Source organism: Rhizobium sp. 21-4511-3d (assembly GCF_053522545.1).
In genome coordinates this window covers 173,486-188,853 of sequence record NZ_JBNWCF010000002.1, presented here as the reverse complement: position 1 = coordinate 188,853, position 15,368 = coordinate 173,486, and the positions used below count along the sequence as shown (strand labels likewise).

Genomic DNA, 15,368 nt, shown 5'->3' with positions numbered 1-15,368 from the left:
GACGATGGAAACCAAAGCGAACTACACGATTGTCGGCATCTTCACCGTTCTGGTGATCGCAGCGGCGTTCGGCTTCGTCTACTGGATGGCGGAATACGGCCGCAGCGGCCCGATGGCCGAGCTCGTCGTGCGCATTCCGGGATCGGCAAACGGCCTCAGCGTCGGTTCGCCGGTGCGCTTCAACGGTATCCAGGTCGGCTCGGTCAAGTCGCTGTCGATCGATGCCGACGATCCGCAATATTCGCTGGCCTTCACCGAAGTGCGCGTCGATGCGCCGATCTATCCCTCGACCAAGGCGATCCTTGAAATCCAGGGCCTGACGGGTGCTGCCTATATCGAAATGTCGGGCGGCAAGGTCGGCGAGGAGAACATCCTGCAGAAGTCGATCGACAGCGGCAAGCGCGCCGTCATCGTCGCCGATCAGTCGAGCGTGACGAACCTTCTGGCGACTGCCGACAAGATCCTCGACCGCGCCAATGATGCGGTCGGGCAGGTACAGGGCTTCGTGCAGGATGCGCGCGGACCGCTGACCAAGACGCTGCAGAACGCCGAGACCTTCTCGGACGCGCTCGCCAAGAATTCCGGCAATATCGACAGCTTCCTGCAGAGTGTCGGCCAGCTTTCCGAGACCGTCCGCAATGTCTCCGGTAAAGTGGATTCGACGCTTGCCGCCGTCGAGGCGCTGGTCAAGGCCGTCGATGCCAAGAAGATCGATACAATCCTCGCCAACGCGGAGAAGGTCAGCAAGGACGTTGCCGATGCATCCGGCGGCCTGAAGGGCGCGATCGACAAGTTCGACCAGACGGCAACGACCTTCAACGATGTCGGCAAGAAGGCGCAGGTGGCGCTCGATCGCGTCGATACGCTGATTGCGCAGATCGATCCGCAGAAGCTGAAGGGCACGGTCGACGATATCTCGCAGGCGACCAAGGATGCGCGCGTTGCCGTCGCATCGATCCGCGACGTTGCCAATACGGTTTCGTCGCATCAGAAGGACATCAACCAGACGATTCAGGACGTCTCGCAGATGGCGAACAAACTGAATTCGGCTTCGACGCGCGTCGACGGCATCCTGATCAAGCTCGATGCGCTGCTCGGCACCGACAATTCGCAGTCGCTGTTTGCCGAGGCGCGCGACACGCTGGAATCCTTCAAGAAGGTTGCCGACAACCTGAATGCCCGCATCGGGCCGATCGCCGACAATCTGCAGAAATTCTCGAGCGGTGGTCTGCGTGACGTGCAGTCGCTGGTCAACGATACGCGCAGCACGGTGCAGAACCTCAACGACGCGATCAGCAATTTCGACAAGAACCCGCAGCGCCTGATCTTCGGTGGCGATACGGTGAAGCAATATGACGGCCGGACACGCCGTTGATCTGGGGAAAGCAGGGGAAGCGTAATATGGCCGTATCGCATCTGTTGGCGCGCCGTTCATTGCTGGCGAGAGCAGCCTTCGCGCTGCCGCTGGTGGCGCTGACCCTTGCCGGCTGCGGCACGGGCGCCAAGAACGACACCTATGATCTCTCGGCTGCGATGGCCGATGGAGCTGGCCCGGCCGCCAAGCGCAGCCAGATTCTGGTGCCGGAGCCGACGGCGCTGCAGGCGCTGAACAGCGAACAGATCGTGGTGCGCGTTTCGCCTTCCGAAATCCAGTATCTGGCCCGCTCGCAGTGGAGCGACAAGCTGCCCCGCATGGTGCAGTCGAAGCTGGTCGAAGCCTATGAGAATTCCGGCAAGCTCGGCGGCGTCGGCAAGCCCGGGCAGGGTCTGGCGATCGACTATCAGGTCGTGACCGATATCCGCGCCTTCGAAATCGACAGCAGCAAGGGCAGCCAGGCCGTCGTCGAGATCTCCGCGAAGATCATCAACGACCGTAACGGCACGGTGCGTGCGCAGAAGGTATTCCGCGCCGCGGTTCCGGCTGGCGGCGGAGCGGCCGATGGCATGGTCAAGGCGCTCGACCGGTCCTTCTCCGCGGTCACGACGCAGATCGTCGACTGGACGCTGCAGTCCATCTGATACGGGATATCGGCGGAGAACGAGAAAAATCACCCGCCGGTGTCGGAACATGAAGTGCCGGGACGTCCTTTGCTAAACCGATAGCAAGGAGACAGAGAATGACCGGCCTCGTCCTGACCACCTTCGACTGGGTTCCCGATCTGCCGCGCGGCTATGTACGCGACATCCGCGTGCGCTGGGCGCTGGAGGAGGCGGGATTGCCCTATCGCGTCGCGGGCATACCCTTTGCCAAGCGTGACGCGCAGCATTTCGCGCACCAGCCGTTCGGTCAGGTGCCGTGGCTGACGGACGGCGAACTCTCGATCTTCGAAAGCGGCGCGATCCTGCTCCATCTCGGCAACAAGAGCGAGGCGCTGATGCCGGGCGACGACAAGGGCCGCAGCGAGGCGCTGGAGTGGCTGTTTGCGGCGCTGAACTCGGTCGAGGCGGCAAGCCTGCCCTGGACGATCATGATCTTCTCCGGGCAGGATGGCGATACACCGGCCTGGAAGAGCCTGGATTCCTTCCTGAAGGCGAGGCTGAAGCATATGGAGCCGGTGCTTGCAGCCCGCGAGTGGCTGGCCGGACGGTTCTCCGTCGCTGATATCCTGATGGCGGATGTGTTGCGCCTTGTCGATCGTTTCGATGGATTGTCAGCTTTTGCGGCCTGCCGTGCCTATGTGAAGCGGGCGACGGCAAGACCGGCCTTCGCGAAGGCCCATGCGGACCAGCTGGCGCATTTCGCGGCTGCCGATGTGAAGCAGCCGGCGTAGCGATCAGTTTGCGGGAATGGCGGCGGTGGCGGCCGACGGGTCGGCGGCAGCCGTTGCGGCGGCCGGAGCACTGTTCAGTGTGGCGTCCAGCATGGCGGCCATCTTGTCGTCGCGGATCGCCGCGGTCTTCTCGCCCATGACAACACCGACGACATGGCGGCCATCCTTGTTGACCGACGTCACGACGTTATAGCCGGACGCATCCGTATAGCCGGTCTTGATGCCGTCGGCGCCCTGATAGCGGTACATGACATTGTTGTGGCCGCGCAGCTTCATGCCGCGGAACTGGAAACCGCGCATGGAGAACATCTTGAACTCTTCCGGATAGTCGCGGATCAGCGATGCCCCGAGCGTCGCCATGTCACGCGCCGTCGTCACCTGCTCGGGATCGGGAAGACCCGACGGGTTCTTGAAGACGGTATTGGTCATACCGAGCTGATGGGCCTTTGCGGTCATCAGCTTGCCGAAGGCATCTTCGGAGCCGCCGAGCTGTTCGGCGATCGCGACAGCGGCGTCGTTGGCCGAGAGAACGATAATGCCCTCGACCGCTTCACGCACCGTGACCTTGCGGCCGGCGCCGACGGCGAGCTTGAAGGGCTCCTTGCTCTCGGCATTCTCGGACATGGTCAGCTTCTGATCCCAACTGAGACGGCCGGCATGCATGGCCTCAAATGCCAGATAGAGCGTCATCATCTTGGTCAGCGATGCCGGGTAGTTGAGATCGTCCTGATTGGCGCTCGCCAACACCTGACCCGTCTGTGCGTCCATCAGGAAGCTTGCCTGTCCGGCCAATGATGTGGAGGCCAGCCCGAGGAACAGGGAAGCGGAGAACGCTGCGGAGAGAAGCAGCGGCATGGTCTTTGGCATCGAATGTGATCTCTTCAAAACGGCGGCAGCACGCTGGCAACCTGCATGGGGTCGTGACGGAGTGACGTTGTCTGGCCCGCCGGGTTGAGCAAATCTACGGCATTATGACAAGCGTGTCTTGCTGATAAGCCCGGATTTACGGCGGCCGTTTGTCTCACTTTGCCGTGAGGCGCTTTCGATACCGCATTGCTGAAATGGAAAAGGGCCGCGAATGAAGCGGCCCTTTTCTTGTACTTAACTGCGATTTCGCTTCCGTTACGTCAGGCGGCCCGCGGCGTGGGCCAGCATGGTGTAGACCTTGCCGGTATCCGACGTCAGGTAGGACTGCGTGATCGTCCGGTCGCGGTCGCTGCGGGCAACGTCGGCGAGCAGCTTTTCGAAATCGGCGATGTAGCGATCGACGGCGGTGCGGAATTCCGGCTCGCGGTCATACTTGCGCTTGATCTCGTCGAAGGTCTGCTGGCCCTTCAGCGTGTAGAGGCGGCGCGTGAAGACGTCGCGCTCGCCGCGCTGGTAACGGCGCCAGAGATCGACCGAGGCATCGTGATCGATGGCGCGGGCGATATCGACGGAAAGCGAGTTCAGCGATTCCACCACATGGCGCGGGTTGCGGCTGTCGGCGGCGCGCTGCTGTGCCGGTGCGGCTGCTTCGGCGCGTGGTGCTGCCGGACGGGCCGGGGCCTCTTCGGCATCTTCGTCACGCGAGGCGCCGCGCAGCAGATCGCTGATCCAGCCGCCGGATTCCTGGCGGGCCGGTGTTGCGGCGGCGGGAGCCGGGGCGACCGGAGCGGCGCGTTGCGGCGCTGCAGCCTGAGGCGGAGCGATGGTGCCGCGAAGCGCGAAGCCATCCTCGATCTGCGGGCGGGGTGCCGGGGCCGGAGCGGGCTGCGGCGCCGGCTGGGCGGCCACGACGGGCGCCGCGACCGGAGCCGGTGCCGGCGGAGCCTGGCGGGGCGCGGCAGCCGGGGCAGGTTGTGCCGCACGCGGAGCCGGTTCGGAAACTTCGAACTGCTGAACCGAGCGGCCGACGATATGCGAGATATCCTGCAGCGCCTTGATCTGTTCGGCGACGGCGCGGCGCATGGCGGCAGCGCTTTCCTTGGCCTCCTCGGGAAGATCGAAGGCACCGCGCTTCAGTTCGCTGCGGGTCATGTCGAGTTCCTTGCGGATATCACCAGCCGAGCGGCGGATCTCTTCGGTGGCGCCAGAGAAGCGGGCGACCGCTTCCTCGACGGCTTCGCGGAGCGATTCACGCAGCTGCTGGGCAGCGCCGTCGGAGGCGCGGCCGGCTTCGCCGAGCATGCGTTCGACATCCGACAGCGACGCCGTCAGGCCACCGCGCAGGCGGTTGGCAAGTTCGCTCGAGCGGCGCTCGGCATTGCCGAAGGTGCCGTCGATCGTGGCGTTGGCTTCTTCGCCGGCCTTGACGATCGAGCTGCGCATGGCTTCGGCGGCTTCCTCGGCGCGCTTCTCGGTATCGGAGAGAACGCGGCCGATATCGGCAAACGACGTCTGCACGCTCTGGCGCAGATTGCCGCTGACCTGGTTGGACCGCTGTTCGGCACGCTCGAAGGCGCCTTCGACCATGCTGCCGAGCGAGCGCATCGTCTTTTCGATTTCTTCCGAGCGCTGCACGAGGCCGAGCGACAGGTTCTGCAGCGCGCCTTCGCGTTCTTCGAGCGTCGATACGAGGTTCGACTGGGCGGCGGCGAGCAGGCCGGAGGCCTGGGTCAGCACCTTCGAATGCTCGTCGAAGCGGCCGATGATCGAGCCGACCTGGGCGAGCGTCTGGCCGGAGATATCCGAGAGACGATCGACCTTGCCCTCGAGCAGGCGGGTCGAGGCGGAGACCATTTCGGCGGCCTTGGCGGCAGAGTCCGTGAAGCGCGAGGTCGTGTCGCCGAGGCGGCCGTCGACATCGGTCAGGTCCTGGGCGGCGCGGTTCATCATCAGCGCCATCGAGGCGCTGTTGTCGGAGAGGCGCTCGATCAGCGAGTTGACGTTGGCAAGCAGGCTGGTCTCGATGGCGTTGACGGCCGTCGAGGCGCTTTCCGTGCGGGCAGCGATTGCGTTGGCAAGCGCAGCGTTTTCGGCACGCAGGCGGTCGGCGCTCTGCTCGGCGGCGGCCGCGATGCGGGCCGCAGCTTCCTGGCCTGTTTCGGCGTAGCGCTCGATCATCGGGCGGGCGGTCTCGTCGATCAGGCGCGACAGTTCCGAAGAACGGCCGGCCAGCATCGAGTTGAGCTCGCGGGTGCGCTCGTCCAGCGTTGCGCGGATCGAGCTGCCGCGGGCTTCGAGAGCCTTGTCGATATCGGTCAGTGAAGCATCGAGTTCGCGGGCGCGGTCTTCGAGGCCGGTGCGGATTGCCGTGCCGCGTGCTTCGAGCGTGCGGTCGACGTCGGACATGGTGCTGGCGATCGTCTCGCTGGCGGTGGCGATCGTCGTGCGGATCGCGTCACCACGGGTCTCCAGCGACGACTGGGCGTCGGACAGAGCCTGCGAGATGGCGCTAACCTGGCCGCTGACCAGCGTTTCGGCTTCGGCGACCTTGTTGACGATGGCGTTGCCAGCTTCCGAGAAGGTCTGGGCGACGGCGGCAGCCTGACCGGCAAGGCGGTTCTGTGCCTCGGAGACGCGGCCGACGATCTGCTCGGAGCGCTCGTCCATCGAACGGGCGAATTCGCCGCTCTTGGCATCGAGCGTTTCGGTGAACTGCTGGCCGGTGCGGCCCATCAGGTCGGCGGTGCGCTGTGCTTCGGCGTCCATGCCCTGGGCTGCGTCGGCAACGGCATTGCGCAGCGTCGAGGCGAGACCAGCGGCCTTGCCTTCGATCGTCTGGTTGACGGCTTCGAGGCCCATGGTGAGTGCGCGGTCCATGGTGGAGAGGCGCTCGCCGAGACGCTCGCCGCCGCGATCCATGGTGTCGCCGAGATTGGAGGTGCGCTCGTCGATCGACGACGAGAGCGTAGCGGTGCGCTCATCGAGCGAGGACGTCAGGCGCGCCGTGCGGTCGTCGAGGGATGAGGAGAGGCGGGCGGTGCGGTCGTCGAGAGCGGAGGAGAGATGCGTGGTGCGCTCATCCAGTGCAGTGGTCAGGTTTGCGGAGCTCGCTTCGAGCGAAGCGTTCATCTGCGACGCGCGGACGTCGAGGCTGGCTGCGAGGCTGGAGGCCTGTGCATCGATCGAAGACGACAGGCTGCGGGCGCGCTCTTCGAGCGTCGAAGCCAGGCTCGCAGTGCGATCGTCGATTGCGCCGGTCAGCGTGTCGCTGGTGCTTTCGAGAACGGTGGTGACACGGAAGGCGGCGTCATCGCCGAGCTCGCGCAGCTGGTTGATGCTGTCGGAGAGCGTTTCGGAAAGGCGCGCGCCGGCTGCATCGACCTGCTCGGCAACGCCACCGACACCATCGCGGATGCGGTTTTCAAGCGTCGTCAGGCCGGCCTCGACGCGCGAGCCGGTTTCGGCGAAGCGCTCGGTCATGCCGCTGACGGAATGGTCGAGATGGGTCGAGAAGGTCTCGGCCGTGCGGGAGATTTCGGCTGCGGCGCCCTGGAAGCGTTCGGCGATCTGGCCGGCGCCTTCGCGGAGGCGCTCGTCGAGGGCGCGAGAGCTGTTGTCGATCGTCTGGCGCAGCGATGCCTCGTGATCTTCGAGCGACATTTCGAGCATGCTGGTGCTGGCGGCGACCGAAGCGCTGATCGTCGTTGCCTGTTCGGAGAGCGTGTCGCTGATCTGCGCATGGGCTTCACCGAGGGCCAGGCTGATGGCGTTGGTACGGTCTTCCAGTGTCGAGCGGATGCGGTCATGCGCCGAGGCGAGGCCGCCTTCGATGCGTTCCGCAGCGTCGCCCGTCAGGGTCTGGAAGCGTGCTGCTGCGTCGCCGGTTGCCGCTTCGATGCGGTCGGCGGCTTCGCCTGCGAGCGACTGCATGCGGGTCGCTGCGCCACCGGTGACGGCTTCGATGCGATCGGCCGCGGCGCCGGTCAGCGTCTGCAGACGGCTTGCGGCATCGCCGGTTACTGCCTCGATACGGTCTGCAGCTTCACCGGTCAGCGACTGGAAGCGGGCGGCGGCGTCGCCGGTCACTGCTTCGATGCGGTCGCTGTTGCTCGAGAGCGAGGAGTGCAGGGCGGCTGCATGTTCGTTTAGCGAGCGCTCCAGGCGATCCTGGCTGTCGATATAGGCGCTGCGGATTGCTTCCGACTTGTCGGCGAAGGCGCCGGCAACGCGGGCTTCGGCACCGGCAACGGTGTCGAGCATTGCATTGGCGCGGGCTTCCAGTGCGCTGTCGAAGCGGCTCTGGCTGTCGTCGAGCGAAATGGCGAGCGCCATGGTTTTCTCGTCGAGAGCGTCGGAGAGACGATCGTGATTGGCGGAGAGCGTATCGGACAGGCGGGCGTGGTTCGCCGAAAGCGCGTCGTTCAGCGCATTGGCGCGGTCGGACATAGTGCCTTCGAGGCGCTCCTGGGCGGCGTCGAGCGAGATGGCGAGCGCCATGGTGCGTTCGTCGAGTGCGTCGGCTACGCGGTCGTGGTGGCTCGATAGCGTGCTTGCGAGAGCATTGCTGCGCTCGGCCATGGCGCTGTCGATGCGCTCATGCGCGGAGTCGAGCGCCGTGGTGATCGCGGCGGCGCGCTCGGAAATGACGGTGTTGAGATCGTCGGCGCGGCCGAAGGCGGAGCTGATCTGATCGGCACCGGCGGACACGGCAGCCGTCAGTTCCGAGGTGGTCGTCAGCAGCGTGTCGCGGAATTCGGTCGAGCGGGCCGAGAGATTGTTATGCAGCTCGGACGTGCCGGCGGCGAGCGCCAGCGAGATTTCGCCGGTGGCGCTGTGCAGGGCCGAGGAGAGGTTTGCGGTATGCTCGGCAAGACCGGCCTGGAGACCGGATGTGCCGGCTGCCAGAGCCTGCGAGATCTCGCCCGTGGCGTTCTGCAGCGTGGTGGTGAACTCGCTGGTGCGGCCGGTGAGGTTGCCGTGGAAATCGGCCATGCCGGCGGCCAGCGCGTCGTTGACTTCGCTGGAAGCGGACTTGAGCGTCTGGTTGATCTCCTTGGTGCGGGCGGCGAGCGCCTCGGAAATTTCCTCGACCTTGCTGCCGAGCGAGCTTTCCAGCACTTCCTGGCCGGTGCCAAGTGCGGTTGCCAGCGCGAAGGACTGGTCGGTCATTGAGGCGCCCAGGCGCTCGATGCTGGAGTTCAGGATGCCGTCGATCGATTCCGAACCGCCTGCTAGCGTTTCGTTGATGCGGGCGAGGCTTTCCATGAGCTTGGTATCGAGCGAACCGGCGCGCTTGTCGAAGGCGGTCGCGAATTCGGCGACGCGCTCGTCGAAGGCCGTCGACATCTGCGCGACGGTGCTCTGCAGGCGCTCTTCGAAGAAGCCCGAACGCAGGTCGAGGTCCATGATCGCGTCGTCGGCGCTGGACTGCAGGCTCTGGCGGAAGCTCGCGCCACGTTCGTCGAGCGCGCTGTTGAGCTTGGCGAGAACGCCATCGAGCGAGCCGGTGATCTCGCGTTCGCTGCCGGTCAGCGTCTCGTTGATCTCGCGGGTACGGGCGATCAGGATTTCGTTCAGCTGGCGGGCGCGGTCGTTGAGGGCAGCGTTCAGCTTCTCGGCGCTGCTGTCCATGGTGGAGGCGCGCGTCTCGAACTGACTGAGCAGGTGCTCGCCGCGTTCGCTGAGGCTGGAAGTCAGCGTATCCAGGCGGGTGTCGAATTCATGCGCAAGCGCAAAACCGGAGGAGGTCAGCGTCTGCAGCAGCGAATCCGTCTTGGCAGCGAGCAACGTGCCAAGCGACTGGATGGCGGCTTCCGACTTTTCCGTCAGCGTCGCAGCGCGTGTGTCGATCATCGAGGCGAAGGCTTCGCCAGAGGTCGAGAGGCGGACGGCGATTTCTTCGGTCGCTAGCGACAGGTCTTCCTTCAGCTGGTCGTGAACACCGACGATCGAGCTGCGGATGCGCTCGGCGTGATTGACGATCGCTTCGCGTTCGGAGCCGAGCTCGTGCACGAGGCCGCGCACGCGCAGTTCGTTATCGGCATAGCTGCGCTCGAGCGCATTGACTTCGGAATGAACCAGCGTTTCCAGCTCGGAGGCGCGCGCAATGGTGCGCTCGATGCCTTCATTCATCGCCGAGACTTCACGGCGCACGGCCTGGCCGACCGTCATGATGCGTTCGGAGGCAATGGTTTCCGGCTCGGCAAGGCGCAGGGCGACCTCGGCCATAGAGCGGGCGGCGTTGCGCATGTCCTGCGCACGGGAAATCATGATGGCGAAAGCGTAGAAGAGCAGGACCGGCACGATGATGCCGATGATGCCGGCGATCACGCCGGGAAGCGCCACCAGATCGGCGATCGAACGGATCTGCCAGATCTGCGGCGAATAGAGCAGGGACATCAGGCCGATGCCGCCGACGATCCACAGGAGCGAGAAGAGCGTGGCGTTGCGGATGGCCGTGCGCGTCGAGCCGCCGTCGAGCGACTTCAGAAGCGTTGCCGGCGTATTGCGATTGGCGTCGTTGGCCGGCGCGAAGGCCGGGGCGCGGGGGGCGGGCTGTTCTGCAGTCTTTGCGCGGCCGCGGCGGCGCTGGCTGTCGTCCTGTTCCTGCTGATTACGCGCAGATGGGGTCTCAGACACATTGGCCTCCGGGGCGTCGGGCGTTTTGCCGCTGCGAGACGGCGCTTTCTGCTGGCTGAAGTCGATCTGGAGCGCCTCGTCCAATGCCTTGAACGCCTTGTCCTCGATCGACTCGTTGTACTTGTTGTTCGCCATTCCGTTACGCCTCGTTACATCTCAGCCGGTTCAGCCGCTGATCCGGGCATCGCCGCGCCCGGACGTCAACCTTTTGCTCTGACCTTACCATCCGAGACGACGGACGGATAAGCATGTCATTTCAGAGTGGATAGCCGCTTTTTCAAACGGACGGTATCAAAACATTACCATTATCCACTTGGCCCGCAAAGGCGCGTAGCACAAACCCACTGTACCAGTATCGTAGTGACACATCCGGGCTTCGGAGACAATTAACGAAGGCTTGCTAATCACCCGCCGTTAAAGGGTTGTTAACATGATTTAACGGCAGAGCCTGTTGAAAAACCAATAATTTAGCGATGTTTAACGGATATTAACCATAGCGGGAGAATCCCGCCCTCAATGTGCCGGAATTTAACGCGATCGCCACGCTCCAACCGCACTATTGAGTTCAACCGCGGGGATAAAGACGGGAGTTTGGCACATGGCAGCAGTCAGTATCGCGTTCGAAGCGCCGGATAATTCGAAGGGGCCGTGCCCCTCCAAGGTCCGTCCGATCGACCTGGTGCATCTTGCAAAGCAGACGATGGGCGACAAGGCCCTCGAAATCGAAGTGCTTCAGATGTTTGCGCGCCAGGCGCGCGCGTGTCTCGGAGAAATCGCCTCCGGCGAGGCGAAGAAGATCGTCGCAGCCGCCCATCGCCTCAAGGGCGCGGCAAGCGCAGTCGGCGCCTTCCGGGTCTCCGAGACGGCTGAAATGCTCGAATACAACGCCGGCGATGCGGCATCGATGGCCGCCGTCGGCGCCGCCGTCGTCGAGGCGGAAAATTTCATCCTGAAGCTCAGCCGCTAAGAGCAGAGCATCGGTCTACAAAGCTGGACCCGCTGCGCCATTCCGAAACAGCAAGTCTGTTCGCGTGAACAGCAAGTCTGTTTTAGGGCACAGCGGGTCTTTTTGTGACCAGCGGCATGACGCAATCAAGAAAGCCTGTCGCTTTTAAGTATGGGATGAAGAGCGCGAGACGGCCGATGTTGACTGGCTCGCAGATTTGTTGGAAGAAAAATTCTGATCCTCCCTCATTAAGTTACCGGAAATCAAAATGCCCAAACTGACCATTGTCGCCTTTGACGGCACGCGCTTTGACCTCGACGTCGATCAGGGTTCCACTGTCATGGAAAATGCCGTGCGCAATTCCGTCCCGGGCATCGAAGCCGAATGCGGCGGCGCCTGCGCCTGCGCGACCTGTCATGTCTATGTCGACGAAGAGTGGGTAGAGCGTGTCGGCCCGCCGGAAGCGATGGAAGAAGACATGCTCGACTTCGCCTTCGACGTCCGCCCGAATTCGCGTCTTTCCTGTCAGATCCGCATGAAGGCCGTGCTCGACGGCCTGACGGTTCACGTTCCGGAACGTCAGGCGTAATTGACGCCAAAAAAAGCCTCGCGCGCCGGATGACGAGCGAGGCGAGGCGGGCGCATAACCATCGGACGAGGGAGGACCGTCCGCGGCTTGGAACGCGCCAGGAGAACCCAGAGACAAAAGGTCAGGTCGTTCACGCCTGAACTTTCGAATGTGTTCATATTAGCGCGCCTCAGTTGAGTCGCCTATCGCAAATTTTTACCATTGAGAGGCTGGGGAGGGCGCAAGTTTCGCACAGGTTTCGTTGTGCAGCTAACGATCAAACATCGTCTTTCGCCTGGAAATGCGCTAGTTTTTGCCGCCTGATGCACCGATTCGGTTGTTCAACAAACGTAGCATCCGGTTTTGAAAGTTGACCGCCTCGACCTTGTCGAAACGCGCCTGAAGCCGGTCGTGCTCATCTATACCGCGAGCTGATACATCCGATACCAACTCCTGCATGGTCTCGCAGCTGCGCTGGGCGGGCAGGGCCAGGATCTGGCGCTCCATGACGCGGGCCTGATTGCGGGCGATTTCGGCGTGGCGCTCCTCGTGGCGCTTGATGTCGCTCGAGAGCGCATCCCAGATCATCGACAGTTCCTTCGATGCGCCCTTGCGGCTGCGCCAGCGCGGCAGGATGATCTGCGTATGCACAGTCACCTTGGCGCTGCCGACGCGGCAGCGGCCGTCATGCTGGACATAGGTCGCTTCGCCGCCGAAGCGGATCTTGGTGGCGCCGGGATGGCGGGCGGATGAGCCGTTGGCAGTCGGGCCGCGGGTGCTGAGCTGTTGATCGAGCTCGTCTGCGGTTTTGCCGCGGATATCGAAATAGGAATAGCTTTTCGTCGCGACCACGGCCGCCTGGGCGGAAGTGCAAAGGGCAATCGTCATGGAAAAAGCAAGGAAGAGACGCATATTACGCGATGCGGAAGGCATTCTAGACGACAACCCGTGTTGAAAGTTGGCGGAGCTTGGGGCATAGCCACCGCGAGCGCAATAGAGCGCGCCGGAATTTTTGTTTTCAATGGGATAAACGCTCATGGACGAGCTTCGGAGCAGTCGCTGGCGCCTCGCGCATGGCCGCGAATTGGAGCTCGGCGGCAAGAGCGTCATCATGGCGATCGTCAATGTGACGCCGGATTCCTTTTCCGACGGCGGACGCTATGACAGCACGGAAGCGGCGGTCGAACATGCGTTGGCGGCGATCGCCCATGGCGCCGAGATTATCGACATTGGCGGCGAGTCTACGCGGCCGGGTGCTGCGAAGGTCGATGCGGCGGAAGAGCAGCAGCGGGTGCTGCCTGTCATCGAGGCGCTTCGCGACAGGTCAGACGCGCTGATTTCCATCGATACCTACCGGGCCGAGACGGCGCGGCTTGCGCTCGAAGCGGGCGCTCATATCGTCAACGACGTCTTCGGGCTGCAGAAGGAGCCGGAGATCGCAGGCGTGATAGCCAGCGCAAAGGCTGGCGTCTGCATCATGCATACGGGGCGGGAGCGCGAGAAGCTTGCCGATATGATTGCGGATCAGGCGCTGTTCCTCGATCAGTCGCTCGGTCTTGCGCGGCAGGCGGGTATCGGCAACGAGCAGATCGTGCTCGATCCCGGCTTCGGCTTTGCCAAGGAGACGGCGGAAGAGAATTTCGAGCTGATGGCGCGGTTTGCCGAGCTTCAGCGTTTCGGGCTGCCGCTGCTGGCCGGAACCTCGCGCAAGCGGTTTATCGGCGCGGTCACCGGTCGCGATGCGGCTGACCGGGACGTCGCGACGGCGGCGAGCAGCGCGCTGCTGAGATTGGCGGGTGCTGCGGTTTTCCGCGTCCACAATGTCGCAATCAACAGGGATGCGCTGTGCGTTGCCGATGCTATGCTGGCGGCACGCCGTAATTACGAAGGACGCCGGGGCCAATGAGCACGAAATATACCATCCTGATGCAGAACTGTGCGTTCTTCGCCCGTCATGGCGTCCATGACGAGGAGGAGTTCCTCGGCCAGCGCTTCTTCGTCGACGCAGAGCTCGATGTGATCGCCGGCAAGGCGCTGGAAAGCGACTCGATCGAGGACACCGTCAATTACGGTATTGCCTTCACCGTTATCGAGGAAATCGTCGTCGGCAAGCGGCGCTATCTCATCGAGGCGCTGGCGCTCGATATCGCCAAGGGGCTCTGCGAGCGCTTCCATCAGATCACCCGCGCCAAGATCACGGTGCGCAAGCCGAGTGCGCCGGTTCCGGGCGTGCTGGATTTCGTTCAGGTGAGCGTCGAACATTTTGCCCAGTGATCATTTCAGACCGGCGACGCTCGGGCTCGGCGGCAATGTCGGCGATCCCGTCGCCTCGATGGCTGCTGCCTTGCAAGCGCTCGATGCGCGCGCCGATACGCGCGTGACGGAGGTCTCGCGGCTCTATCGCACGCCGCCATGGGGCAATACGGATCAGTCCTTCTTCTTCAACGCCTGCGCCGCTGTAGATACGCAGCTGACGCCCGAGGCGCTTCTCGATGTCTGCCTCGATATCGAGCGCGAAATGAAGCGCGAGCGGATCGAGCGCTGGGGGCCGCGCACGCTAGATATCGACGTGCTGACTTTCGACAATGTCGAGCAGGCGGCGCCGCGGCTGGAGCTGCCGCATCCGCGGATGACGGAGCGCGGTTTCGTGCTGATGCCGCTCGCGGATTTTGCCGCCGATCGCGTTGTTAAAGGCCGCAGCGTAGGGGAATGGCTGAAGGATACCGATGTGCTGGGCATCGAGATTGCCGATGCTTCCCGCGACTGGTGGACGAAGTCCTGAAACGCAAAGCGGCGGAAAATCCGCCGCCTGGTGTGTCTGCGTGATCAGTAGGGTTTACTGAACGGAACCGACCGTCATTTCGTCGAGCTGGCGGGTCAGCGTCAGGCCGATGACCGGGATCATCCGGTCTTCCACCTTGACCGAAACCGTGACGTTCATCGTCTTGTCGTCACGGATGCGGGCGATCATGGCGCCGTTGAGCTTGGAGCGGTTGAGGCCGACGACGACGGTATCGGGCGTGACCGTGCCCGAAATGACGTCCAGGCCCTTGCCGGCTGCGCCATCCAGGAACTGGCCCTTGTAGCTGTTGCCCGATTGCGTGATCGTCGCGGTCATCGGCTGCTTGAAGACGCCGACGCGGCAGGAGCCGTCGAGCTTGATGCCGGTACCGTCGGTGACCGACGAGCCGACGAGATTGCAGGTGAACTTCGTGCCCTTGTATTTGCCGGCGACGATTTCACCCGGGCCTCTCCAGGAGCCGGCGACCGACTCGAAGAAGGCTTTGTCGCGTGTTGCGGCGGTTGCTGCCGGCGTGATTTCGGCGACCGGCGACAGGGCCACGGCGGCGAGGCCGCAGACGATAAGAAGCTTGCGCGAATACATGGAATTTCCTTGGCACACCTACCCGTTACTGCCTCGGAGTTTTGCCGAATAATGGTTAATGGTTGGTTTCCGGCCTGCCGAAATGCACTGGAAAATCGGGATTTCCGGAGCTGTTCGCATGTTGATTTCATGCCGCTACAGGCATGAAAACTATGCGCTTCCAGGCTGCTTCCGTTACGTCAGGCTCACACG

General features: G+C 63.5%; 12 protein-coding genes. 8 read left to right on the top strand and 4 right to left on the bottom strand.

The window, feature by feature from the left end; genetic code table 11:
- Positions 1-4 precede the first annotated feature (4 nt).
- The 3 genes from ACQZ5H_RS06805 (at position 5) to ACQZ5H_RS06795 (ending at position 2,771) form a co-directional block, all read left to right on the top strand.
- Positions 5-1,375: an MlaD family protein gene (locus tag ACQZ5H_RS06805; protein ID WP_112716565.1), complete on the top strand. Its 1,371-nt coding sequence runs from the start codon at positions 5-7 to the stop codon at positions 1,373-1,375.
- A gap of 26 nt (positions 1,376-1,401) precedes the next feature.
- Entirely contained in the window at positions 1,402-2,019 is a 618-nt protein-coding gene (locus ACQZ5H_RS06800; RefSeq protein WP_199629526.1) for an ABC-type transport auxiliary lipoprotein family protein, read from the top strand.
- 98 nt (positions 2,020-2,117) lie between these two features.
- Positions 2,118-2,771 (top strand): glutathione S-transferase family protein, encoded by a 654-nt coding sequence (locus ACQZ5H_RS06795; protein ID WP_449097123.1) that lies wholly within the window; start codon positions 2,118-2,120, stop codon positions 2,769-2,771.
- Positions 2,772-2,774: 3 nt separating this feature from the next.
- Here the strand turns inward: ACQZ5H_RS06795 and ACQZ5H_RS06790 are convergent, their stop codons facing one another.
- Both ACQZ5H_RS06790 and ACQZ5H_RS06785 read right to left on the bottom strand, forming a co-directional pair.
- Positions 2,775-3,638 carry a D-alanyl-D-alanine carboxypeptidase family protein gene (locus tag ACQZ5H_RS06790; RefSeq protein ID WP_449097122.1) on the bottom strand — a complete coding sequence of 288 codons (864 nt, stop codon included), beginning with the start codon at positions 3,636-3,638 and terminating at the stop codon, positions 2,775-2,777.
- A gap of 255 nt (positions 3,639-3,893) precedes the next feature.
- Positions 3,894-10,412: an apolipoprotein A-IV repeat region-like domain-containing protein gene (locus ACQZ5H_RS06785; RefSeq protein ID WP_449097121.1), complete on the bottom strand. Its 6,519-nt coding sequence runs from the start codon at positions 10,410-10,412 to the stop codon at positions 3,894-3,896.
- Between the two features lie 463 nt (positions 10,413-10,875).
- On the opposite strand from ACQZ5H_RS06785, the gene ACQZ5H_RS06780 reads away from it, so the two are divergent.
- Positions 10,876-11,244, top strand: coding sequence for an Hpt domain-containing protein (locus tag ACQZ5H_RS06780; protein ID WP_449097120.1), 369 nt, complete (start codon positions 10,876-10,878; stop codon positions 11,242-11,244).
- A gap of 247 nt (positions 11,245-11,491) precedes the next feature.
- Positions 11,492-11,812: a 2Fe-2S iron-sulfur cluster-binding protein gene (locus ACQZ5H_RS06775; protein ID WP_112716553.1), complete on the top strand. Its 321-nt coding sequence runs from the start codon at positions 11,492-11,494 to the stop codon at positions 11,810-11,812.
- 285 nt (positions 11,813-12,097) lie between these two features.
- On the opposite strand, the gene ACQZ5H_RS06770 is transcribed toward ACQZ5H_RS06775, so the two are convergent.
- Complete coding sequence (locus ACQZ5H_RS06770; RefSeq protein ID WP_112716547.1) at positions 12,098-12,724, bottom strand: DUF922 domain-containing Zn-dependent protease; 627 nt, start codon at positions 12,722-12,724, stop codon at positions 12,098-12,100.
- A gap of 103 nt (positions 12,725-12,827) precedes the next feature.
- On the opposite strand from ACQZ5H_RS06770, the gene folP reads away from it, so the two are divergent.
- From folP to folK, 3 genes are read left to right on the top strand one after another with little or no spacing between them, the layout of a single operon-like run.
- Positions 12,828-13,697: a dihydropteroate synthase gene (gene folP, locus ACQZ5H_RS06765; protein WP_449097119.1), complete on the top strand. Its 870-nt coding sequence runs from the start codon at positions 12,828-12,830 to the stop codon at positions 13,695-13,697.
- The gene (folB, locus tag ACQZ5H_RS06760) at positions 13,694-14,065 is read left to right on the top strand and encodes a dihydroneopterin aldolase (protein WP_130278201.1); all 372 of its coding nucleotides are present in this window, start codon (positions 13,694-13,696) and stop codon (positions 14,063-14,065) included. Before folP ends, folB begins: the two co-directional genes overlap by 4 nt.
- Positions 14,055-14,573: a 2-amino-4-hydroxy-6-hydroxymethyldihydropteridine diphosphokinase gene (folK, locus tag ACQZ5H_RS06755; protein WP_449097118.1), complete on the top strand. Its 519-nt coding sequence runs from the start codon at positions 14,055-14,057 to the stop codon at positions 14,571-14,573. The genes folB and folK overlap by 11 nt, the downstream gene beginning before the upstream one ends.
- Before the next feature lie 54 nt (positions 14,574-14,627).
- On the opposite strand, the gene ACQZ5H_RS06750 is transcribed toward folK, so the two are convergent.
- Positions 14,628-15,176, bottom strand: a complete 549-nt coding sequence (locus ACQZ5H_RS06750; RefSeq protein WP_112716539.1) for a hypothetical protein — start codon at positions 15,174-15,176, stop codon at positions 14,628-14,630.
- Between the last annotated feature and the right edge of the window lie 192 nt (positions 15,177-15,368).